The following is a 19,970-nucleotide window of genomic DNA, read 5'->3' as shown; positions in this document are numbered from 1 at the left end:
CCGCGATCTCACCCGAGCCCCCGCGGGGCGCCCGCAACGCAGCGAGGCGCAACTCGATGAGGAGAACATCACATGACCAGCAGAAGGCTCCCCCTCGCCTCCGCAGCGGTCGTCGTCGTCGGAGCGCTCGCGCTCTCCGGCTGCACCGGCGACCCGTCCGGCGGCGACGGCGACGGCACGCGCATGACCCTTTGGCACAACTCCACCACCGGTCCGGGCGTGGAGTTCTGGGAGACGACGGTCGCGGACTTCGAAGAGGCCAACCCCGGCGTCACGATCGAGATCCAGTCCATTCAGAACGAAGACCTCGACGGCAAGCTGCAGACCGCGCTGAACTCCGGCGACGCCCCCGACATCTTCCTGCAGCGCGGCGGCGGCAAGATGGCCGCGATGGTCAAGGCCGGCCAGCTGAAGGACCTCACCGACGCGATCACCGGGCCCGCGGCCGAGGAGATCCCGGATGCCGCATACTCGGCGAACAGCCTCGACGACAAGATCTACGCGATGCCGGTGGCCGTGCTCCCCGGCGGGCTCTTCTACAGCCAGGATCTGTTCGACCAGGCGGGCATCACCGAGACCCCGACGACCATCGACGAGCTCGAGACGGCGACCGAGGCGCTCAAGGCCGCGGGCATCGACCCGGTCGCACTCGGCGCCAAGGACGCCTGGCCGGCCGCCCACTGGTACTACTGGTTCGCACTGCGCGAGTGCAGCTCCGACACGCTCGCGAAGGCCGCAGACGAGATGGACTTCGACGACGAGTGCTGGGTGCGCGCCGGCGAGGATCTGCAGGACTTCGCGGCCACCGAGCCGTTCAACAGCGGTTTCCTCACGACCACCGCACAGCAGGGCGCAGCGAGCTCCGCCGGGCTCATCGCCAACCACCAGGCGGGCATGGAGCTCATGGGCGCCTGGAACCCCGGCGTCATCGGATCGCTCACCCCCGACCAGAAGCCGCTGCCCGACCTCTCCTGGTTCCCGTTCCCCGAGGTCGAGGGCGGCGAGGGCGAGCCCGGATCGATGATGGGCGGCGTCGACGGCTACTCCTGCTCCGTCGACGCGCCGGACGCCTGCGTCGACTTCCTGAACTACCTCGGCACGAGCGACGTGCAGACCGCGTACTACAAGGCGTTCAACGCTCCGCCGGTCAACACCGTCGCTCAGGAGGCCGTGACCGAGCCGTACCTGCAGAAGATCCTCGAGGCCTACAACGCCGCCCCCTACGCGTCGCAGTGGCTCGACACCGTCTACGGCCAGAACGTCGGCAACGCGCTGAACGTCGCCGTGGTCAACATGCTGGCAGGGCAAGGCGGTCCGCAGGACATCGTCGCCGCCGTGAAGGATGCGGCAGCGAAGGCGTGAGGTGCGCGCCCGGCTGGAAGTGATCCTTCTGGCCGGGCCCGCCCTCGTCGTCTTCCTCGCCTTCGTCATCTTCCCCGTGCTGATGGCCGCGTACTACGGCTTCTTCAGCTGGCAGGGCTACGGAGTGCCGACCGACTTCGTCGGCCTCAAGAACTACCTCACGATCCTGCAGGACCCGCTCTTCCTCGACGCGCTCGCGCACAACGGCGTCATCCTCGTCATGTCTCTGGTGCTGCAGGGCCCGGTGGCCATCCTCCTGGCCCTGCTGCTGAACCGCCGCATGCGCGGACAGTCGCTCATTCGCGTCCTGATCTTCGTCCCGTACGTGATCTCGGAGGTCGTCGTCGGCACCGGCTGGAGCCTCATGCTCCAGACCAGCGGCGCCCTGAACGCCCTTCTGACGAACATGGGCCTCGGAGCGCTCGCCACCGACTGGCTCTCCGACCCCGCGATCGCGATCTGGACGCTGATGGCGATCATCACCTGGAAGTACGTCGGGTTCGCGGTCATCCTCTTCCTGGCAGGTCTCCAGGGCATCCCGCAGGAGCTGCACGAGGCGGCCGCGATCGACGGCGCCTCGTACTGGCAGACCCAGTGGCGCATCACCCTGCCGCTGCTCGCCCCGACGCTGCGGATCTGGGCGTTCCTGTCGATCATCGGCTCGCTGCAGCTGTTCGACCTCGTCTACATCATCTGGGGGCAGTACATCGCCTCCACCGCCGGCACCTCGACCATGGCCACCTACATGGTGTCGGAGGGTCGCAACGCCGGGAACTTCGGATACGGCAACGCCGTGGCCGTGGTGCTGTTCGTGATCTCGCTGGTCGTCGCGCTGATCTACCAGCGCGCCGTGCTCCGGCGCGACACCGAGGGTGCGCTGACCGGCGCCGGAAGGAAGGAGAGGAAGCGATGACCGCGACCTCGGTACTCGTGACCCAGCGCCCCGGTGCGCGTCGGGCGCCGCGGCCCCGGCTGCCGTGGGCGAACCCCGGCGTCTACTTCATCGCGCTCGTCGCGGTCGGACTCATGCTCGCGCCGATCGCCTACATCATCGTCGGCGGATTCCGCACGAACTCGCAGATCACGACCGATCCGTCCGGCCTGCCGCAGCCGTGGGTGCTGACGAACTACCTCGACGTCATCACCGGGGGCATCTTCTGGCGGCAGGTGCTGAACTCTCTGATCGTGGCTCTCGCCACCACCCTGGGCGTCGTCGCGCTCGGCCTCATGGCGGCCTATGTGCTGGCCCGCTACCGGTTCGCCGGTCGCGGCGTGCTGTACGCCTTCTTCGCCGCCGGGCTCATGTTCCCCCTGACCGTCGCGATCACCCCGCTGTACATCGTCGTGCGCAGCCTCGGACTGATGAACTCGCTCGGCGGCGTCATCCTGCCGCAGATCGCGTTCGCGCTCCCGACCACGATCATCATCCTCGTGCCGTTCCTCCGGGCGATCCCCGATGAGATCCAGGAGGCCGCGTTCATCGACGGGTGCAGTCGTCTCGGGTTCTTCTGGCGGATGGTGCTCCCGCTCTCGCTGCCGGGGGTCATCACGACCGGCATCCTCGCGTTCATCGGCAGCTGGAACGGGTACCTGCTGCCGCTGTTCATCCTCAACGACTCGGCGGCTTTCACGCTGCCGCTCGGCGTGCAGTCCTTCGCATCGCAGTACTCCGTCGACACCGCGAAGGTCCTCGCCTTCACCTCGCTGTCGATGATCCCGGCGCTCATCTTCTTCAGCGTCTTCGAGCGCCGCATCGTCGGCGGACTCACCGGCGCGGTCAAGGGATGAGCGCACCCATGACGACGAGAACGACCGAGAGAGACATCAGCATGCTTCAGCACACCCCCCGCCCCCACCGCTCCCCGCGGGTCGAGGCCCTCCTCGCCGAGATGACGCTGGAGGAGAAGCAGGCGCAGCTCGTCGGCTTCTGGGTGGATCAGGGCGACGAGGTCGTCGCTCCGCTGTCGGGTGAGAAGAAGAGCTCCAGCCGCTACGACGGGGCGAGCGCGCACGGGATCGGGCACCTCACGCGCGTGTACGGCACCCGCCCCGTCGATCCCGTCGAGCGCGCGCGCTGGCTCTGGACGGAACAGGCTCGACTGCAGCGGGAGACCCGCCTCGGCATCCCGGCCATCGTGCACGAGGAGTGCCTGACGGGTCTCGCCGCGTGGCAGGCGGCGACCTACCCCACGCCGCTCGCCTGGGGCGCCTCGTTCGACCCGGACCTCGTCGCCGAGGTCGGAGCGGCGATCGGCGAGTCGATGCGCGCCCTCGGCATCCACCAGGGCCTCGCCCCGGTGCTCGACGTGATCCGGGATCCACGTTGGGGCCGGGTCGACGAGTGCATCGCCGAGGACCCTCTGGTGGTCGGCACGATCGGCACCGCGTACGTGCGCGGTCTGCAGTCGGCCGGGGTGCACGCGACGCTCAAGCACTTCATCGGCTACTCCGCGTCGCAGGCGGGGCGCAACCACGCGCCCGTGCACGCCGGGCGTCGCGAGATCGAGGACGTCCTGATGCCGCCGTTCGAGATGGCGCTGCACGAGGGCGGGGCGCGCAGCGTCATGAACTCCTACGTCGACATCGACGGCACCCCGGTCACCGCCGACGCGCACTACCTAACCGAGGTCCTGCGCGAGCGCTGGGGCTTCGACGGGGTCGTCGTGTCGGACTACTTCGCCGTCGACTTCCTGCGCAGCATGCACCGGGTGGCCGCCGACGGCGCGGACGCCGCGCGGCTCGCGATCAGCGCGGGGATCGACGTCGAGCTCCCATCGCCCGACGCGTTCCTCACGCTCGCGGACCAGGTGCGCGACGGCCGACTGCCCGAGAGCGTGCTCGATCTCGCTGTGGGCCGGGTGCTCGCGCAGAAGGAGGAGCTGGGCCTGCTGGACGCCGACTTCAGCGCGCCTCCGGAGGAGATCGATCTCGACTCCGCCGCGCATCGAACGCTCGCGGGCCGGCTCGCCGAGGAGTCGATCGTGCTGCTGAGCAATGACGGCATCCTTCCCCTCGAGACCTCGACGACGGCGCGGATCGCCGTGATCGGACCGAACGCCGACAGCTCCGAGGCGCTCATGGGCTGCTACTCGTTCGTGAACCACGTGCTCGCGCATCACCCGGAGGTGCCGGCGGGCATCGAGCTGCCCACCGTGCTCGACGCGGTGCGTGCGGAGTTCGGACGAGCCGAAGTCACCCACGCGCTCGGATGCGAGGTGGAGGGCACCGACCGCTCCCGCATCGATGAGGCGGTGGCGGATGCCGCGGCGGCCGACCTCGCGATCGTCGTCGTCGGCGATCGCGCCGGCCTCTTCGGGCGCGGCACCGTGGGCGAGGGCAACGACGTCGAATCGCTCGAGCTGCCCGGCGTGCAGCGTGCGCTCGTCGACGCGGTCGTGGCGACCGGCACCCCGGTGATCCTCGTCGCGATGACCGGTAGGCCCTACGCGTGGGACTGGGCGCTGCCGCCGCGTGATGGCGCCGCCGGGGTGGCGGTCGGGCTCGGGGCGGTGAACTCCACGACGACCGCTTCTTCCTCCGAGGTCCCGTCGACGGACGCCGCGAGCGCCCGGCGACCGGCCGCGACGCTGCAGGCGTTCTTCCCCGGCGAGGAGGGCGCTCCGGCGCTCGCCCGCCTGCTCAGCGGACGCACCACGCCGTCGGGACGGCTCCCCGTCTCCCTGCCTCGCGCGGCGGGGGCGCAGCCCTACTCGTATCTGCATCCCCTGCTCGGCGGCTTGGCCGACGTCACGAGCGCCGATCCGACGCCGGTGCGCCCGTTCGGATTCGGTCTCACCTACACGACCTTCGCGCACGACGAGCTCACGGTCGCGCTCACCGCCCCGACGGACGAGGTCCTGCGGGTCTCGGTGCGCGTGCGCAACACCGGGGAGATGGACGGGGTCGACGTCGTGCAGCTGTACGTCCACGACGAGGTCGCGAGCGCGACCCGTCCGGTCGCCCAGCTCGTGGGCTTCCGGCGGGTCGCGCTCGCAGCCGGCGCCGAGAAGACCGTCGACTTCGAGGTGCCGGTGGATCGCCTCGCGTTCACGGCCGCCGACGGCGTGCGCCGCGTGGAACCGGGCCGCTTCCGCCTGTGGGTCGGCAGCGCGTGCGATGACGAGGAGACGGTCGCCGTCCTCGAGATCCGCTAGGCCGTGTCTCCGGCGACGTCGCGGACGAACCCGGTCACGTGCTCCTGCAGCTTCAGGATGCGCATCTCGCGGGCGAGCTCGCGGTCGTACCCCTGATACGCGAGCGGCGGCAGCACGCGCACGTTCTTCGAGCAGCCGAACTCGGCGCACGTGAGGTTCCCGATCGTGTCGCCCTTGCGACCGGCGGGTCCGGCCTTGCGCGCGGTGTAGAGCTGAACGTCGTTGCGAAGCGTCACGTCCTCGCACCACGAGCACTGAGCGCGGGCGAGCACGCGCTGCTCGGCGCGCTGCAGGACGACGCCGGTCACGACGTCGTCGATCCACACCACGACGTACGAGCGGCGCGGCAGCTTGGGGTCGGTCCAGCCGAGGTAGTCGAGCCTGTCGAAGTCGATCTCGTCGAATCCGGGCGGCAGGGAGATGTCGGAGATCTCCTTGCGGGTGGCATTGATGAAGGAGGCGCGCAGGGCGCGCTCGTCGATGGGACGCATGAGTGTATGAGCTTTCGATGGGGCCGCCGGAGGGCGGCGGAGTCAGAGGTGGATGCCGGCGGGATGCCGGGTACGACGCGACACCGGTGACGGGATGTTCCGCCTCCGGCCGATCGTCAGCCTCTGCCCGCGGCGCGAGATGCGCCTGCGGCTCCGTTCCGCGCCCGCTCCGGGTGTCCGGGGGCGCTCATCGAAAACAGCACCCGGCGAGTATACGCCTGTTTGTTTCGCCTCGTGGCGGTGCGGGTTCACTCGGACGGATGCCGCGCCTACGCTGGCCGGAACGCCCACCCGACCGCATCCTGAAGGAGCCAGCCGTGTCCACGCCGCAGAACCATCTCTCACCCTCGACGGTGCGTGAGCGTTCGGCGTGCATGTGCCACCGCGGCGACGCATGCTCCTCGCACGCCCCCGGCCACGCGCTGCACCTGATCCAGGCGCGCCTGGCCTCCGCGACTCCGTCGGAGTGGGTCGACGCGGTCGTCGAGCACGCCGACCCGGTCTCCGGCGACGTTGTGGTGCGCACGCTCGACGGCGCTGCGCACGCGCTCTGGAACGGCGGGGGCGCCGCCCTCGAGGCTCCGGTAGGCACCCCGGTGGCCCTGCACGTGCGCTACGGCGTGCTCGCGATCGGCCGAGCGCAGTTCAACGTCGCACTCGGCTGACCTGCGTCAGGCCGGGACCAGCATGTCGCGCACGGCCATGCACGCGTCCATGCACGCCTGGCACGCCTGAGCGCACATGCGGCAGACGTCGCTGTGCGCGGCGTGCTCCATGCACTCGTCCATGCAGGTCTGGCACATGGCGATGCACGCGTCGAGCATCGCGATCATCGACGCGGGGGTCATCCCCTGCATCCGCAGCATCGACCGCATCATGGTGTGGCACATGTCGGCGCAGTTCATGCACGCCGGCGAACAGTCCATCATCTGGGTCGAGCACACGGTGCAGGCCTGTTCACAGGCGGAGCACGCGTCCATGGCCGCCTGCAAGACCGACATGTCCATCGCGGCCATGTCCATGGTCGTCATCTCCGGTGCCGCGGTCATATTCGCCCGCCAGGCATCCATCATCATCGAGTCCATCGCGCACCTCTTCCGTCGTCGGCCTCGGCCGGGTGAGAGAGCGGGCAGGACCACCCGCCTCCGGCCAGGTTAGCCCCAGGCAGCGCCCGCGTCGACGGTCCGGCGCGGCTGTCACGCGAGACGCCCGTTGTCAATCCCGTGGCCGGTTCCCCGGGCCCGTGCGAGGGTGTGATTCCCGTTGATCGGACGATGAAAGGACGCATCATGAGTGCAGACAACGACATCAAGAACAACGCCGAGAAGCTCGGAGGCAAGGTCAAGGAGGGCGTCGGCAAGGTCACCGACAACGAGCGCCTCGAAGCCGAGGGCCAGGCCGACCAGACCAAGGCCTCGGTCAAGCAGGCCGGAGAGAACGTCAAGGACGCCGCGAAGAAGGCCGGCGACAGCCTGCGCGACTCTTAACGAGAATGAGGCCCGCCGAGGCGGGCCTCATTCCGTGACGGGTCAGCGCGTGCGGTTCCCCGAGATGGATCGGATCAACCAGGCGATCACTGCGATCGCCAGGAGCACGAGTCCGACCCACAGCAGGAACTGCAGGGACTGGACGAGTCCACCGGTGATCGCCAGGATGACGGCGATCACGATGACGATGATCAGAAGGATATTCATCGGTCTTCCCTTCTCTGGGGCGCAGGGCGCGCCCGTCTTCGGTGCCCTCACCGTAGACCCGAAGACACCCCTCGACGCAGGGGCTTGACGCAGACCATCCGATCGTGAGTAAGGAGCAGTGACATGCCGGGACGCAGGAACAACTCGCTCAAGGACCCCGAGCTCTACGAGGAGCTCCGCGATGACGGAGCGTCGAAGGAGAAGGCCGCCCGCATCTCGAACGCCGCGGCGAAAGAGGGCCGCAGCACCGTCGGGCGCCGCGGCGGCAAGCACGGCGACTACGAGGACTGGACGGTCGACGAGCTTCGCAAGCGCGCGAAGGAGATCGGGCTCACCGGCTACAGCGGCAAGCGCAAGGCCGAGTTGATCTCGGCGCTGCGGAACCACTAGGCGCGGCGGTGGCCCGGTTCGGCATCGAGGAGGAGTTCTTCCTCCTCGACGAGGATTCGCTCGTTCCCCTGGCCATGAACCAGGGCCTCCGTGACCGCCTCGTCGGTCCGCACGCGGGCGGCACGGTCACCCGCGAGTTCCTCACCTCGCAGCTCGAGACCACCTCGGCTCCACTCGACACCACAGCGGATGCCGTCGCTCAGCTGCACGGCATGCGCACCGCGATGGCCTCGCAGGCCGCAACGGATCGCGCGATCGTCGCCGCGATCGGAACGCCGTTCGTGTGGTCCGAGGAGACGGTGATCTCGCCCTCGCCGCACTATGACGAGGTCGCGGGCATTCTCGGCGGGCTGACCCGCACGCACGAGGTCAACGGTCTGCATGTGCACGTCGAGGTGCAGGGTGACGAAGAACGCGTGCTCGCTCTCAACCGCATCCGCGCCTGGATGCCCGCGCTGCTCGCGATCACGGGCAATTCCCCCTTCGCGCACGGTCGGCCCTCGGGCTTCGCAAGCTGGCGGTCGATCCTCACCCGCCGCCTGCCCACCGGCTGGACGCCGCCGCACTCCCGCGACTACACCGACTACCGGGCGCACGTCGACAAACTGTTGGCGCTGCGCGGCATCACCGAGGCATCCTCGATCGGCTGGACCGCACGGCTGTCGGAGCGATATCCCACCGTGGAGGTGAGGGTGTGCGACACGCAGCTCGACGTCGACGACGCGATGCTGGCGGTGGCGCTCAGCCGGGCGCTCGTCACGAGCGACGGCCTCGACGACGGGCCCGAGATCGGGCTCGACGCGATCGACGCGTCGCTGTGGACCGCCTCCCGTTTCGGTCTCGAGGCGAGAGTGATCGACCCCACGACGGGCGACGCGGCACCGGCGTGGGACGTCATCGAGCGGATGCTGTCGCGCACCGCCGCGGCGCTCGCCGCGCAGGGCGACGACGCGTTCGTGGGAGCGCAGCTCGCCCGCGTCCGCGAGCGCGGCACCGGGGCGCAGCGTCAGCTGCGCGCTCTCGAGCGGCACGGTCTCGCCGGGCTCCGTAATCTCTACCGCGCGACGACCGCCCCCGGGGGTGCCGAGCGGCAGTAGTGTCGGCCTGTGGCCTCCTCTCGATTCGCGCCGCTGCAGCGGCTGGTGATCTCCGTCGCCGTGCTGGCGTCGTTCGTGACGTTCCTCGACGGAACCGTCGTGACCGTCGCCCTCCCCGCGATCAGCCGTGAGCTGGGAGGCGGCATCACGACTCAGCAGTGGGTCGTCGACGCCTACCTCATCACCCTCAGTGCCCTCATCCTCTTGGCCGGCTCGCTGTCGGACGCGTACGGGCGGGTGCTCGTGATGCGCGTGGGCCTCATCGCCTTCGGCGTCGCCTCGGTCGCCGTCGCCGCAGCACCGGATCCGCTCGTGCTGATCATCGCCCGCGCGGCACAGGGTGCCGCCGGCGCCCTGCTCGTGCCGAGCTCGCTCGCCCTGATCACCGCGACGATGCGGTCGGACGTGCAGGCGAGGGCGATCGGCGTATGGACGGCGTTCACGACCGCCGCGCAGCTGGTCGGTCCGCTGCTGGGCGGGCTGTTCGTCGACTTCCTGTCCTGGCGCTTCGTCTTCCTCATCAACGTGCTGCCGATCGGGGTCACCCTGCTCCTGCTCGCACGCCTGAAGCTCAACGAGAAGCCGAGTGGTGTGCGGGTCGACTGGATCAGCGGCATCCTCTGCGCCGTCGGGCTCGGCGCCGTGGTCTTCGCCCTGATCGAGCAGCCGAACCTGGGGTGGGGCTCCCCCGCGATCTGGCTGCCCGGTGTCGTCGGCGCGGTGCTCTTCGCGCTGTTCCTCGTCCGTCAGCAGCGCTCCGCCGCGCCGCTCATGCCGCTGTCGCTGTTCCGCGTCCGCGACTTCGCCTGGGGCAACCTCGCGACGCTCTTCGTCTACGCCGCGCTCTCGCTCAACGGCTTCGTGATCGGCGTCTACCTGCAGCAGGGGGCGGGGCTCAGCGCCACGGCCGCCGGACTCGCCAGCCTGCCGATGACGATCCTGATGATCCTCGTGAGCTCGAGGGCCGGCTCCTGGGCTGGTCGGTTCGGTCCCCGCATCTTCATGACCGTGGGTCCGCTCGTGATGGCGGTCGGCGCGGTGATGCTGCTGCTCGTCGCCGAGGACTTCGACTACTGGTGGCAGGTGCTCCCCGCCATGATCGTGATGGGCCTCGGCCTGTCGCTGACCGTCGCGCCGCTGACCTCGGCGATCCTGGGAGCGATCGACGAGTCCCGATCGGGCATCGCCTCCGCCGTCAACAACGCGGTCTCGCGGGTCGCCGGGCTGCTCGTCGTCGCGATGCTCACGACGATCATCGGCGGCACTCTCGACCTCGGCGGGTTCCACAACGCCGCCTGGGTCACCGCCGCGCTGCTCGTGCTGGGCGGGGTGGTCTCGTGGATCGGCATCCGCCGCAACCTCGCCGAAGATCCCGCCCCCGCCACTGACGCGGCGCAGGGTTGACCCCGCCACCGCCCGCCGACCCACCCCCTTCGGCGCGACCCACCCCTGAGCGAACCGTGCGCAACGGGGTGGCTGGGTCATAACGGGGTGGGTCGCGCGAGAATGGGCGTCGACCGCGGGGTGGGTCGCGCAGAGGGGTGGGTGACCGCGGAGCGGGGTGGGTCGCGGCACGAGGGGCCTCGGCCCCGGGGTGGGCCGGCGCAGAGAGACGTTGACCTCGTCGGCGGCTGCGCGCACAATGAGGGGCACACTCCCGCCGGTCATCGGAGGTCACCGTGAGCACGACCCGGAATGCTCTCCCGCCCGTCGTCGACGTCGACACCTGGCGGCGTGAGCTCGCCGATCTCCGCGCGCGCGAGAAGGCCGCCACCCGAGAACTCGACGCGATCGCCGCGCAACGGCGGCGCCTGCCCATGGTCGAACTGCCCGAGTACACGCTGGTGGGCGAGGAGGGCTCGGTGCGTCTCTCCGAGGTGTTCGACGCGCACCCGCAGCTCATCGTGTACAACCACATGTGGTCGGACGGCAACGAGTGGCAGTGCCCGGGCTGCACCGGGTTCACCTCGCAGTTCACGCGGCTCGACGTCATCGAGCGCTACTACGACGCCCGCTTCGTGATCGTGACGAACGGCCCGATCGAGGAGGCACTGGCCTACCGAGACCGGGTGGGCAACCGCATGGCCTGGTACTCGAGTGCCGACAGCTCGTTCGGCGCCGACATGGACGCCGGCCCGAACGAGGGCTTCGGCGTCAACGTCTTCCTGCGCGACGGCGACACCGTCTACCGCACCTGGCACACGAACGGGCGGGGCACCGAGCGGCTCAGCCACCTGCAGGGCCTGGTCGATCTGCTCCCCTACGGCCGCCAGGAGGAGTGGGAGGACTCGCCGGACGGATGGCCGCAGCATCCGACCTATTCGCAGGGGATGGGGTCGAAGGAGATCGCCGCGCTGTACGGTGTGAGTCGTGACTGACGCGAACACCGCTCTTCGTTCCTCGTCCTCCTCGACCTGGCTCCGGTTCTGGAACCGTGGCGGTTGGTGGAGGGCGGTGCTCGTCGCGGCCGCATACATCGGCCTCTATCTCGGCGCCTCGCAGCTCATCGGCATCCTGTTCGCGGGGCGGTTCGACCCGGCCGACCAGTTCGGGTCGGCGTCGACCGTCGCGATCACGCTCCTGCTGCCCGTCGTCGTCGGGTCGCTCATCCTGCTGGCTTTCGCGGTCTCGGTGAAGTGGCTGCCCGAGCTCTTCGGCCGCCAGCCCGGGCGGGGACGCGGCTGGATGTGGATCGCGCCGGTCATCGTCGTCCTGGCGGCGGTGCTGCGGATCGCGGGCACCGACTGGAGCGCGTACTCGATCGGCGTTGTGCTCGTCACCTTCGCGGCCGGCCTCTTCATCGGACTGTCCGAGGAACTCCTCACACGGGGCCTCGCGGTGAACCTGCTGCGCAAGGGCGGCTACTCCGAGCGCTGGGTCATGGTGCTCTCGTCGCTCATCTTCGCCCTTCTGCACTCCACGAACCTGCTCGGCGGTCAGGCGCTGGGGACCGTGCTGATCACGATGGCGTTCACGTTCTTCTTCGGCGTCGCGATGTATCTGACGCTGCGCGTGACCGGCAGTCTCGTCTGGCCGATCCTGCTTCACGCGATCACCGACCCGACGACGTTCCTCGCGACCGGCGGCATCGACACGGCTGCCGCTGCACCGAATCCCCTGCTGTCCATCGCCGGCATCTCGGTGTACCTGTACGCGATCCTGACGATCGTGGCGCTGTTCCTCGTCAAGGGGCACCTGGCCCGCCAGGCCGACGACTCCGCCCCGCTGCGGTGAGGCGCACGGCATCCGCTCTCGTCGCCGCGGCGATCCTCGGCATCGCTCTCGTCGGGTGCTCGCACCGACAGGCCGAGCAGGGCGACGCGGCCGCGCTGAGATCCGGCGATATCGCACTCCTCCCCGTCGGCGCCGTGCCGGACTACCAGCTCGGCGGTGCCTACGATCCAGCCGATGACGTCGGCATCGTCGGGCGCGACCGCACCGCCGAGCCGGCCGACGGCGTCTACTCGATCTGCTACGTGAACGGATTCCAGACCCAGCCCGGCGAGCTCGCGGATTGGCCCGACGACCTGCTCCTCCAGCGCGACGGGGAGCCCGTCTTCGATCCGGATTGGCCCGACGAGGCGCTTCTCGACACCTCGACCGCCGAACGCCGCGACCGCATCGCCGACGTGGTCGGCTCGTGGATCGACAGCTGCGCGCAGTCGAGCTTCGAGGCCGTCGAGTTCGACAACCTCGACTCGTACACACGCTCGGATGACGCCCTCTCCCTCGGCGACAACCTCGCCCTCGCGACGCTGCTGGTCGAACGCGCGCACGAGGCGGGACTCGCCGCCGGTCAGAAGAACGCGGCGGAGGATGCCGAGGCGCTGCACGACCGCGCCGGGTTCGACTTCGCCGTGGTCGAGGAGTGCGCGGCGTACGAGGAGTGCGGCGCCTACACGGCGATATACGGCGACCAGGTGATCGACATCGAGTACACCGACCAGCTCCCCCGCGCCTTCGCCGAGATGTGCGGCGACCCCGAATCGCCCGGGTCGATGGTGCTGCGCGACCGCGATCTGCTCCCGGCCGGAGTCGACGGGCACGTCTTCGAGACCTGTCGCTGACGGCGCCGATATTCCGGGCTGACTAGGCTGACGTCGTGACGATCTCGGGGGAGCAGACGCGGGTCCGCGCCGTGCTGTCGCGATGGGGCCGCTCGCTGCGCGAGGTCCCCCGATGGGTGTGGGCGGTCGCGGCATCCCTCTCGCTCGTCGTCGTGGTCGTGATCGTGACCGGCGGCCTGGCGCGCTCGGCGACCGAGGCCGCCGAGGTCGGGGCGGGCGACGAGGTGCGCACCTCGACCTACGCGATAACGGTCCTCGACGTCGCGTTCACCGACGCGATCGAGTCGGAGTACCTCGAGGCGGAGCCCGGCGAGAAGCTCCTCGTCATGACGGCGCGCATGGAGAATCTCGCAGACGCCCCGATCGGCGTCGGCACGACCGCCGACCTGCTCAAGGCCAACCTCGTGAACACGTCGGAGCCGCTGCTCGACCTGCACGGCACCGAGGCCACCGGCAGCGCGACGGTCTGGCGCAACGACGGCTCGGCCGGTCAGGTGATCCTGCAGCCGGGGGTCCCCGACGAGGTGACGATCGCCTGGCCCGTGCCGGATGACGCCTACACCGACGACGCGGTCGCGCTCGACGTGCACGAGGCCGAGGTCAGCCGGGGCGCCGTCATCCTGTCGTCGCGTGTCGTGACCTGGCGCCCCGACGGTCTGGTCGCCCGGGTGCTCGTGCCGGTGGCGGAGACCCGATGAGGAATCGCGCGCTCCCCTGGATCATCGGCGCCGCACTGGTGATCGGAGGCGGAGCTCTCGTCGCTTCCACGCCCGACGACGATGCGGTCGTCGCGCCGATCGAGAAGCGGGGCGCGATCGACGAGACCGTGTCGTCACGAGCGCTCGTCGCCGCGGCGGTCGACGTACGGTTCGCGAGGACCGTCGAGACCGACGACGGATGGAGCGCCGAGGGCAACTGGCTCGTCGTCTCCGTGCGAGCCTCCGCACCGCAGACCGAGATCGATGCGTCGATCAGACTCGCGAGCCTTGCGATCGGCGACCGGGTCTTCCACGCCAGCGAGCGCCCGTCGGCCTCGCTCGTCGGCGCGCCGCTGCGGGTCGGCATCGACACGGTCGGGATGCTGGCGTTCGAACTCCCCGCGGACGTCGACTCCGGCTGGGCCGAGCTGCGACTGACCCCCGACTACTACACCGCCGAGCTCGACGACCTCGTCGTGATCACGCTCCGTCTCGACGGTATCCAGCGGGCGGATGCCGTCGAGATCCTTCCATCCGAGCTGGTGGCGCCGTGAGCTGGTTCCGCCGACAGCGCCTCGCGCTCCTCGCCCTCGCTGTGGCGATCGTAGCCGTGGTCGGCGCCTACGTCTGGCTCGACGTGCTCCCCGGCATCCGCCCCGCAGGCCGCGTGATCGACGCCGAGTCGAGCGCCGATGTCGCCGGTCAGACGCTGTCGCTGTCCGGCGCGGAATGGGGCGAGTTCGAGGCACCCGATGGCACCCGCTCGCTGAGCGTGCGCATGACGTCGAGCGGCGGGCCGGAGGCGGGCTCGTGCACGATCAGCGTCACCGAGCCCTCGACCTCGCGCACCTGGCTGAGCTCGCGGGACGGCCTCGACGTGCCCTACGACGAGGCCGAGAGGTCATGCACCATCGAGGGGTCGTCGTACCGCATCCTCGCGGTGTTCCTGTTGCCGGACGACGCCGAGGGTCCGCTCCTCCTCGACGTCGAGGACGGCGACCACATGACCGCCCGGTTCCTCGTCGAGCCCTGACGGGCGAGTGTCGAGTCCCGCCTGCGGGCGGCCGATGACCTCGTCGTAGGCGGTGGCGACGATCGCGACGCGGAGCGGCTCGGCGAAGGCCGCCACGGCGAGAGTCGCGAGCGGGAACGCGCCCGCCCAGAACGACGACTCGTGTCCGCCGATCAGCTGCAGCAGGCCCCGCGTGCCCGACTGCTCCGCGAAGGCCCAGAGCGCGTAGGCGAGCACGTACGCGCCGAACAGCAGCGGCCCGCCGCGCCAGATCACGGCCACCGCGGCCCAGAGGCCCTCGAGCCGCATCACGAGCGTGCGGGCGATGCTCATCGCTGTGCCGCGCGCCGCCCCCGAACCCCAGCGCGAGAACCCGGGGGTGGAGTCGAACGTCGTGCCGAACACGACGCCCGCGACGGTCAGCCACGCCGCCGGCACGATCACCGCGGCGATGACGATGCCGACGATCCATGTCGCCGCCTCCCACACGACGGCGACGGGAGCGAGGTTCACCGCGAACCAGTCGCCGAACACCTGCAGGCGGCTCACGACCTCGCGATCCCCGAACCAGTCGAGCAGGCCGCTCCACCATCGCGCGACGAGCGTGAACAGCATGAAGGTCCACAGCACCTCGGCGTACGCCGCGAGCACGACGACCCCGCGCGGCAGCCGATCCGCGAACCGCATATAGACCAGTCGTGCGGCGAGCGCCAGCAGGAGCACGGCCACCGGGAGTACACCGACCCCGATCAGCCCGCCACGGTCGCCGACCTGGTCGAGCTCGTACCCCGAGTCGGCGAGCGCGATCGCGCTGGCGATGCGGAAGAACTCGATCTGGTCGGCGTCGAGCATGCCCCAGGCCGTGTAGAACGCGAAGAACGGCAGGATCGCGGCGAGGGTCGCGGAGGCGAACTCCCGGGGGCCGCCTGCCTCCTCCCGTCTGCTGTGCGGCAGCGACGGACGAACGGTCAGGTACATCGCCACGTACGAGACCAGGCGGGCGGCGACCGCGAGCGGAAGCAGCAGCAGACCGCCGAGCGTGGTGAGACCGCCGACGACGCCCGCGAGTTCGATGAGCACGCGGTGCACCGCCTCGCCGCCGAGGTACCACGCGATGAGAGCGGGCCAGTGTCGGGCGAGGACGCGTCCGAACGTCCGCAGGGCCTGTCGCATGTGCCTACCGTAGCGGCCATCGACGGTTAGCCTCGTCGGCGATGCTCGTCAACATCATTGCGGCCGCGAACGGGAGGGCGGCATCATGCCGACATGAGAACGACACGAATCGTCGCGGCCGCGACGGCTCTGCTGCTCGCCGCCGGGCTCTCGGGGTGCGGGCTCACCATCCCCACCGACCCCGACGGCACCGTCGAGAGCGTACGCGGTGGCGAGCTGCGAGTGGGCTTCTCCCCCGATCCCGGACTCATCACCGGCGACGGTGGCGACCCCGACGGCAGCCTGTCCGAGCTGGTGAGCGGCTTCGCCGAGACGGTCGACGCCGACGTCGACTGGACGGAGGGCTCGGAGGAGACGCTGGTCGGGATGCTGGAGCGCGGCGACCTCGACCTCGTCGTCGGCGGCATGACCGACCAGAGCCCCTGGATCGACAGGGCGGGGATGACTCGGGGATATCCCGCGATCGACGGCGCGGACGGTCGATCGATCGTGATGCTCGTGCCGCTCGGCGAGAACGGGTTCCTCAGCGCCCTCGAAACCTACCTCGACGCGGAGGTCGGCTCATGAAGACGGTCGATCGCATCGGACGCACCGAGCTGCCGGAGGAGCAGCAGAAGGCGCTGCGCAGCGCGATCCGGTGGGAGTGGTTCACGATCGCCTACACCTCGGTGACGATCGCGGTGATCGCGCTGGTCGTGGGCGGATCCCAAGCCATGCGCACAGCCTGGATCGAGGACATGCTGTCGCTCATCCCTCAGTTCGCGTTCCTCATCGCCCTGATCTTCGTACGGCGACGTCCGACCCTGAAGCACCCCTACGGACTGCACCGCGCGATGGGCGTCGGGCACCTCGTCGCCGGAGTCGCGCTGCTTGCTGTGGGCGTGAACCTGGCGATCGAGGCCGTCACGGGGCTCGTCTCCGCCGAGCATCCCACGATCGGGACCGTGAACCTCTGGGGCCACACCATCTGGCTCGGCTGGTTCATGGTCGCCGTCATGGCCGTGATCATCGTCGGACCGGTGTTCTTCTACGGTCCCGCGAAGGCGCGGCTCGCGCCCGTGCTGCACAACAAGCTGCTCTACGCCGACGCCGACATGGCCAAGGCCGACTGGCAGACCACCGTCGCCTCGATCGTCGGAGTGCTCGGCGTCGGGGCGGGCCTGTGGTGGCTCGACGGCGCGGCCGCGCTCTTCATCTCGCTCGGCATCGTATGGGACGGCGTGAAGAACACCAAGACGGCCATCATCGACCTCATGGACCAGCGGGCGCGCACGTTCGACAGTGCGCACCCGCATCCGCTCGCCGGCGACATCCTCTCCACCATGCGGTCGCAGCCGTGGGTGAAGGAGGCGTCCGTCCGGATGCGCGATCAGGGTCAGGTGTTCCACATCGAGGCGTTCGTCGTGCCGCGGCGTGCGCGGGTCACGGTGGATCAGACGACCGAGCTCGCCGAACGCATCTCCGACCTCGACTGGAAGGTGCAGGAGGTCGTCGTCTCCCCGGTGGCCGAGCTGCCGGATGGTACGGACGTGTCGGGACGCGACTAGTCGTCGGAGTCGTCAGCCGGTGCGTCCGCGGCGTCGGTCCCGGCCGCACCGGTCGCGGCGGGATCGCCGACGACCGGATCGTCGGAGAGCTGCTCGGGGGTGAGCTCATGCGGGACCATGGGCGTCTCGTCGTTCGATGAGTTCTCGGAATCAGCGGTGGAGTTCGTGTCGGACATGATGTCTCCGTTCGTCCAGAATTCACCCGCCTCGTGACGGGTGGCGTTCAGCATCCGCGCTCCGCGTCGATCGCGCTCGCCCCTTGACATCGAGACGAGGTGAGGTCAGTGGAACGGGCAGCGGCTGCCGGATGCCGTCGCCGACCGCACCAGCGCGCCGGAGCGGGGCTTCGTCGGGAGGCGCCGACGGTTCACGTCGAGACCCGCACCGAGGATGAGCAGGCGCGGGTCGCTCAGCGTCGCGATCGCGGCGGCGAGGCCGGAGATCGCGAGCTTCTCGCCAGGGCAGCGATGGCCGGTGGAGACCTCTGCTCCGCCGTGCGGCACGAAGGCGGCGAGCGCCTCGTAGTCGTCGCCCACGTCGCGGAAGCGCTCCGGGTCGAAGCGGTCCGAGCGCGCCCAGAAACGGTCGTCGGTGTTGGTGCCGAGCAGATCGAGCACGACCCGGCCGCCGGCGTCGACGTGCTCGCCGTCGATGTCGATGTCGGTGATCGCCCAGCCCGGCAGCATCGGCACGAAGGGCGCCGTGCGGCGGATCTCCTGCGCGAACATGATCGAGAGCGGGCCGCCGACGAGGGCTCCACGCTCGTCCGTCTCGGCCGCGATGCGGTCGCGCCACTCGGGCCTGTCGTGCAGCTCCTTCGCGGCGAACGCGACGAAGCGCGCGACGGCGATCATGGGCCGGATGCTGTTCTGCAGCTCGACACCGGCGATGCGAGCGGGAAGCAGTTCGCCGTCGCGGTCGCGGTGATGCGCCCACTCGTGCAGGGCGGTGCCGGGCTCGGCCCGCAGCGCGCCGCTGCGCACGGCCTCGATGAGGCGTGCGGCATGCCGATCGGACCACCAGCGGTTCGCGATCGCCGCGAGATACACCGGCGAGTACGGCGAGCCGAAGCCATCGACGATCTGAGCAAGGCGGGCCGCCCAGCGGGTCTTCGCGACTGCGGAGCCCGGAAGCCCCGCCCAGCGCATGATCGCCCGCCCGAAGGCCCCGACCGCCGCGTCGTACGCGCTGCGGCTGCCGCCGTCGAGCCACGCCCGGCGCTCGGCATCCCATTCCCGCTCGAGCAGGGGCGCGAGCCGCGCGACCTGCTCGTCTTCGTACGCGACGTCGACGAACGTGGCCTTGCGGTGACGGTGGTCGTCGCCGTCGAGGCTGTGCACGGAGCCGTGGCCGAACAGCGATTCCTGCACGACCGACGGCATCGCGCCGTGGCGGGCGATGCGGTCGGCGTCGTAGAAGAGCTCAACGCCCTCGACGCCGCGCACGAACACCGCGTCGTCGCCGAGCAGACGCATCGGCGCCGACCGCGCCCCCGGCCGGACGCGGCGCCAGATGCGGGATCCGAAGCCGTAGCCGTGGCTGAGCAGGGCGGGAGCGTCGTCACGGGCGAGTTCGCCGACGCGGCGCGCGGCCCGCGCGGGAAGATCGATGAGTGCCATGACACGAGGCTCGCAGAGGGGTCGGGAGGGTGCCAGGGGGAGGCGCGGGCGACGCTGGTGTGCTAGTCGTGCTGCCACCCACGCAGAACGTGACGCTCCTGCCTGCGCCCGTCAAGCCCCTTGGGCCCGGGGCGGAGCTCACGGACGATGCATGCACCGAAACCGACCGAGACCGACGAGAGGTGGACGACATGGCGAAGAACGTGCGCACGCTGGACTGCCGTCCGGAAGACGTGTTCGACGTGCTGGCCGACGGCTGGCTGTACCCCGCATGGGTGGTGGGCGCCTCGCGCATGCGCGACGTCGACGAGACCTGGCCGCAGCCCGGTGCCGAGCTGCATCACTCCGTGGGCGTCTGGCCCGCGCTCCTCGACGACGCGACCGTGGTCGAGGAGTGGGACCCGCCTCGACGGATGGTCATGCGCGCCAAGGGGTGGCCGATCGGCGAGGCCAGGGTGACTCTGCGGGTGCGCTCATACGATGGCGGATGCATGGTGCGCATCGATGAGGAACCGGTGAACGGACCGGCCACTCTGCTGCCCGGTCTCGTGACCACTCCCATGCTGCGGTGGCGGAACTCGGAGACCCTGCATCGACTCGCATACCTGGCGGAGGGCGGTGCGGGGAGAGCGGACTGAGTCACGCTCTCCCCCGTCTCTGATCGCC

Annotated in this window: 23 protein-coding genes; 17 read left to right on the top strand and 6 right to left on the bottom strand. The window is 70.0% G+C overall.

The window, feature by feature from the left end; translation table 11 throughout:
* The first annotated feature begins 72 nt into the window (after positions 1 to 72).
* From M3195_RS08660 to M3195_RS08645, 4 genes are read left to right on the top strand one after another with little or no spacing between them, the layout of a single operon-like run.
* Positions 73 to 1,362 carry an ABC transporter substrate-binding protein gene (locus M3195_RS08660; protein WP_251586626.1) on the top strand — a complete coding sequence of 430 codons (1,290 nt, stop codon included), beginning with the start codon at positions 73 to 75 and terminating at the stop codon, positions 1,360 to 1,362.
* Positions 1,343 to 2,275, top strand: a complete 933-nt coding sequence (locus M3195_RS08655) for a carbohydrate ABC transporter permease (protein WP_374209315.1) — start codon at positions 1,343 to 1,345, stop codon at positions 2,273 to 2,275. Before M3195_RS08660 ends, M3195_RS08655 begins: the two co-directional genes overlap by 20 nt.
* Positions 2,272 to 3,150, top strand: coding sequence for a carbohydrate ABC transporter permease (locus tag M3195_RS08650; protein ID WP_096716259.1), 879 nt, complete (start codon positions 2,272 to 2,274; stop codon positions 3,148 to 3,150). The genes M3195_RS08655 and M3195_RS08650 overlap by 4 nt, the downstream gene beginning before the upstream one ends.
* Positions 3,151 to 3,191: 41 nt before the next feature.
* A complete protein-coding gene (locus tag M3195_RS08645; protein WP_251586622.1) occupies positions 3,192 to 5,516 on the top strand; it encodes a beta-xylosidase/alpha-l-arabinosidase in 2,325 nt (774 codons plus the stop codon).
* Here M3195_RS08645 and M3195_RS08640 read toward each other — a convergent pair.
* Positions 5,513 to 6,007 carry an FBP domain-containing protein gene (locus tag M3195_RS08640; RefSeq protein WP_251586620.1) on the bottom strand — a complete coding sequence of 165 codons (495 nt, stop codon included), beginning with the start codon at positions 6,005 to 6,007 and terminating at the stop codon, positions 5,513 to 5,515. The genes M3195_RS08645 and M3195_RS08640 overlap by 4 nt on opposite strands.
* 317 nt (positions 6,008 to 6,324) lie before the next feature.
* Here M3195_RS08640 and M3195_RS08635 point away from each other — a divergent pair, with 317 nt between their 5' ends.
* Entirely contained in the window at positions 6,325 to 6,672 is a 348-nt protein-coding gene (locus tag M3195_RS08635; protein ID WP_251586618.1) for a hypothetical protein, read from the top strand.
* Positions 6,673 to 6,678: 6 nt separating this feature from the next.
* Here M3195_RS08635 and M3195_RS08630 read toward each other — a convergent pair whose 3' ends face one another.
* Complete coding sequence (locus M3195_RS08630; protein WP_251586617.1) at positions 6,679 to 7,092, bottom strand: hypothetical protein; 414 nt, start codon at positions 7,090 to 7,092, stop codon at positions 6,679 to 6,681.
* Positions 7,093 to 7,296: 204 nt separating this feature from the next.
* On the opposite strand from M3195_RS08630, the gene M3195_RS08625 reads away from it, so the two are divergent.
* Positions 7,297 to 7,494, top strand: coding sequence for a CsbD family protein (locus M3195_RS08625; protein WP_096716281.1), 198 nt, complete (start codon positions 7,297 to 7,299; stop codon positions 7,492 to 7,494).
* A 42-nt stretch (positions 7,495 to 7,536) separates the two neighbouring features.
* Here the strand turns inward: M3195_RS08625 and M3195_RS08620 are convergent, their stop codons facing one another.
* Complete coding sequence (locus M3195_RS08620) at positions 7,537 to 7,701, bottom strand: hypothetical protein (RefSeq protein ID WP_179297663.1); 165 nt, start codon at positions 7,699 to 7,701, stop codon at positions 7,537 to 7,539.
* 123 nt (positions 7,702 to 7,824) lie between these two features.
* Here M3195_RS08620 and M3195_RS08615 point away from each other — a divergent pair, with 123 nt between their 5' ends.
* The 8 genes from M3195_RS08615 (at position 7,825) to M3195_RS08580 (ending at position 14,507) form a co-directional block, all read left to right on the top strand.
* Complete coding sequence (locus M3195_RS08615) at positions 7,825 to 8,091, top strand: DUF7218 family protein (RefSeq protein ID WP_251586615.1); 267 nt, start codon at positions 7,825 to 7,827, stop codon at positions 8,089 to 8,091.
* 8 nt (positions 8,092 to 8,099) lie between these two features.
* Positions 8,100 to 9,188, top strand: coding sequence for a carboxylate-amine ligase (locus M3195_RS08610; protein WP_251586613.1), 1,089 nt, complete (start codon positions 8,100 to 8,102; stop codon positions 9,186 to 9,188).
* A gap of 9 nt (positions 9,189 to 9,197) precedes the next feature.
* Complete coding sequence (locus M3195_RS08605; RefSeq protein WP_251586611.1) at positions 9,198 to 10,592, top strand: MFS transporter; 1,395 nt, start codon at positions 9,198 to 9,200, stop codon at positions 10,590 to 10,592.
* 275 nt (positions 10,593 to 10,867) lie between these two features.
* Positions 10,868 to 11,566, top strand: coding sequence for a DUF899 family protein (locus tag M3195_RS08600; protein WP_251586609.1), 699 nt, complete (start codon positions 10,868 to 10,870; stop codon positions 11,564 to 11,566).
* Complete coding sequence (locus M3195_RS17095; RefSeq protein WP_251586607.1) at positions 11,559 to 12,422, top strand: CPBP family intramembrane glutamic endopeptidase; 864 nt, start codon at positions 11,559 to 11,561, stop codon at positions 12,420 to 12,422. The genes M3195_RS08600 and M3195_RS17095 overlap by 8 nt, the downstream gene beginning before the upstream one ends.
* Positions 12,419 to 13,255 (top strand): endo alpha-1,4 polygalactosaminidase, encoded by an 837-nt coding sequence (locus M3195_RS08590; protein WP_251586605.1) that lies wholly within the window; start codon positions 12,419 to 12,421, stop codon positions 13,253 to 13,255. The genes M3195_RS17095 and M3195_RS08590 overlap by 4 nt, the downstream gene beginning before the upstream one ends.
* Before the next feature lie 35 nt (positions 13,256 to 13,290).
* A complete protein-coding gene (locus M3195_RS08585) occupies positions 13,291 to 13,953 on the top strand; it encodes a hypothetical protein (protein WP_251586603.1) in 663 nt (220 codons plus the stop codon).
* Positions 13,950 to 14,507: a hypothetical protein gene (locus M3195_RS08580; protein ID WP_251586601.1), complete on the top strand. Its 558-nt coding sequence runs from the start codon at positions 13,950 to 13,952 to the stop codon at positions 14,505 to 14,507. Before M3195_RS08585 ends, M3195_RS08580 begins: the two co-directional genes overlap by 4 nt.
* A gap of 347 nt (positions 14,508 to 14,854) precedes the next feature.
* On the opposite strand, the gene M3195_RS08575 is transcribed toward M3195_RS08580, so the two are convergent.
* Entirely contained in the window at positions 14,855 to 16,138 is a 1,284-nt protein-coding gene (locus M3195_RS08575) for a hypothetical protein (RefSeq protein ID WP_251586599.1), read from the bottom strand.
* Between the two features lie 93 nt (positions 16,139 to 16,231).
* Between M3195_RS08575 and M3195_RS08570 the strand changes: the two genes are divergently transcribed.
* A complete protein-coding gene (locus M3195_RS08570) occupies positions 16,232 to 16,705 on the top strand; it encodes a hypothetical protein (RefSeq protein ID WP_251586597.1) in 474 nt (157 codons plus the stop codon).
* Positions 16,702 to 17,685, top strand: coding sequence for a cation diffusion facilitator family transporter (locus M3195_RS08565; protein ID WP_251586595.1), 984 nt, complete (start codon positions 16,702 to 16,704; stop codon positions 17,683 to 17,685). The genes M3195_RS08570 and M3195_RS08565 overlap by 4 nt, the downstream gene beginning before the upstream one ends.
* Here M3195_RS08565 and M3195_RS08560 read toward each other — a convergent pair.
* Entirely contained in the window at positions 17,682 to 17,915 is a 234-nt protein-coding gene (locus M3195_RS08560; RefSeq protein ID WP_251586593.1) for a hypothetical protein, read from the bottom strand. The two genes, M3195_RS08565 and M3195_RS08560, sit on opposite strands and share 4 nt — an antisense overlap.
* A 51-nt stretch (positions 17,916 to 17,966) precedes the next feature.
* Complete coding sequence (locus tag M3195_RS08555) at positions 17,967 to 19,304, bottom strand: cytochrome P450 (protein WP_251586591.1); 1,338 nt, start codon at positions 19,302 to 19,304, stop codon at positions 17,967 to 17,969.
* Between the two features lie 191 nt (positions 19,305 to 19,495).
* Between M3195_RS08555 and M3195_RS08550 the strand changes: the two genes are divergently transcribed.
* Positions 19,496 to 19,942, top strand: coding sequence for an SRPBCC family protein (locus M3195_RS08550; RefSeq protein ID WP_251586589.1), 447 nt, complete (start codon positions 19,496 to 19,498; stop codon positions 19,940 to 19,942).
* The last annotated feature ends 28 nt before the right edge of the window (positions 19,943 to 19,970 follow it).

The organism is Microbacterium hydrocarbonoxydans, from assembly GCF_023715885.1.
Taxonomy (GTDB): Bacteria; Actinomycetota; Actinomycetes; order Actinomycetales; family Microbacteriaceae; genus Microbacterium; species Microbacterium hydrocarbonoxydans_C.
The sequence above is the reverse complement of the archived record's forward strand: the minus strand, read 5'-3'. Positions and strand labels throughout refer to the sequence as shown.

Coding starts and splice junctions, on each gene's coding strand:
- M3195_RS08570 (WP_251586597.1), top strand. CDS start 16,232: ATGAGAACGACACGAATCGTCGCGGCCGCGACGGCTCTGCTGCTCGCC.
- M3195_RS08615 (WP_251586615.1), top strand. CDS start 7,825: ATGCCGGGACGCAGGAACAACTCGCTCAAGGACCCCGAGCTCTACGAG.
- M3195_RS08625 (WP_096716281.1), top strand. CDS start 7,297: ATGAGTGCAGACAACGACATCAAGAACAACGCCGAGAAGCTCGGAGGC.
- M3195_RS08575 (WP_251586599.1), bottom strand. CDS start 16,138: ATGCGACAGGCCCTGCGGACGTTCGGACGCGTCCTCGCCCGACACTGG.
- M3195_RS08645 (WP_251586622.1), top strand. CDS start 3,192: ATGCTTCAGCACACCCCCCGCCCCCACCGCTCCCCGCGGGTCGAGGCC.
- M3195_RS08550 (WP_251586589.1), top strand. CDS start 19,496: ATGGCGAAGAACGTGCGCACGCTGGACTGCCGTCCGGAAGACGTGTTC.
- M3195_RS08660 (WP_251586626.1), top strand. CDS start 73: ATGACCAGCAGAAGGCTCCCCCTCGCCTCCGCAGCGGTCGTCGTCGTC.
- M3195_RS08650 (WP_096716259.1), top strand. CDS start 2,272: ATGACCGCGACCTCGGTACTCGTGACCCAGCGCCCCGGTGCGCGTCGG.
- M3195_RS08620 (WP_179297663.1), bottom strand. CDS start 7,701: ATGAATATCCTTCTGATCATCGTCATCGTGATCGCCGTCATCCTGGCG.
- M3195_RS08580 (WP_251586601.1), top strand. CDS start 13,950: ATGAGGAATCGCGCGCTCCCCTGGATCATCGGCGCCGCACTGGTGATC.
- M3195_RS08630 (WP_251586617.1), bottom strand. CDS start 7,092: ATGGACTCGATGATGATGGATGCCTGGCGGGCGAATATGACCGCGGCA.
- M3195_RS08655 (WP_374209315.1), top strand. CDS start 1,343: ATGCGGCAGCGAAGGCGTGAGGTGCGCGCCCGGCTGGAAGTGATCCTT.
- M3195_RS08640 (WP_251586620.1), bottom strand. CDS start 6,007: ATGCGTCCCATCGACGAGCGCGCCCTGCGCGCCTCCTTCATCAATGCC.
- M3195_RS08560 (WP_251586593.1), bottom strand. CDS start 17,915: ATGCTGAACGCCACCCGTCACGAGGCGGGTGAATTCTGGACGAACGGA.
- M3195_RS08555 (WP_251586591.1), bottom strand. CDS start 19,304: ATGGCACTCATCGATCTTCCCGCGCGGGCCGCGCGCCGCGTCGGCGAA.
- M3195_RS08565 (WP_251586595.1), top strand. CDS start 16,702: ATGAAGACGGTCGATCGCATCGGACGCACCGAGCTGCCGGAGGAGCAG.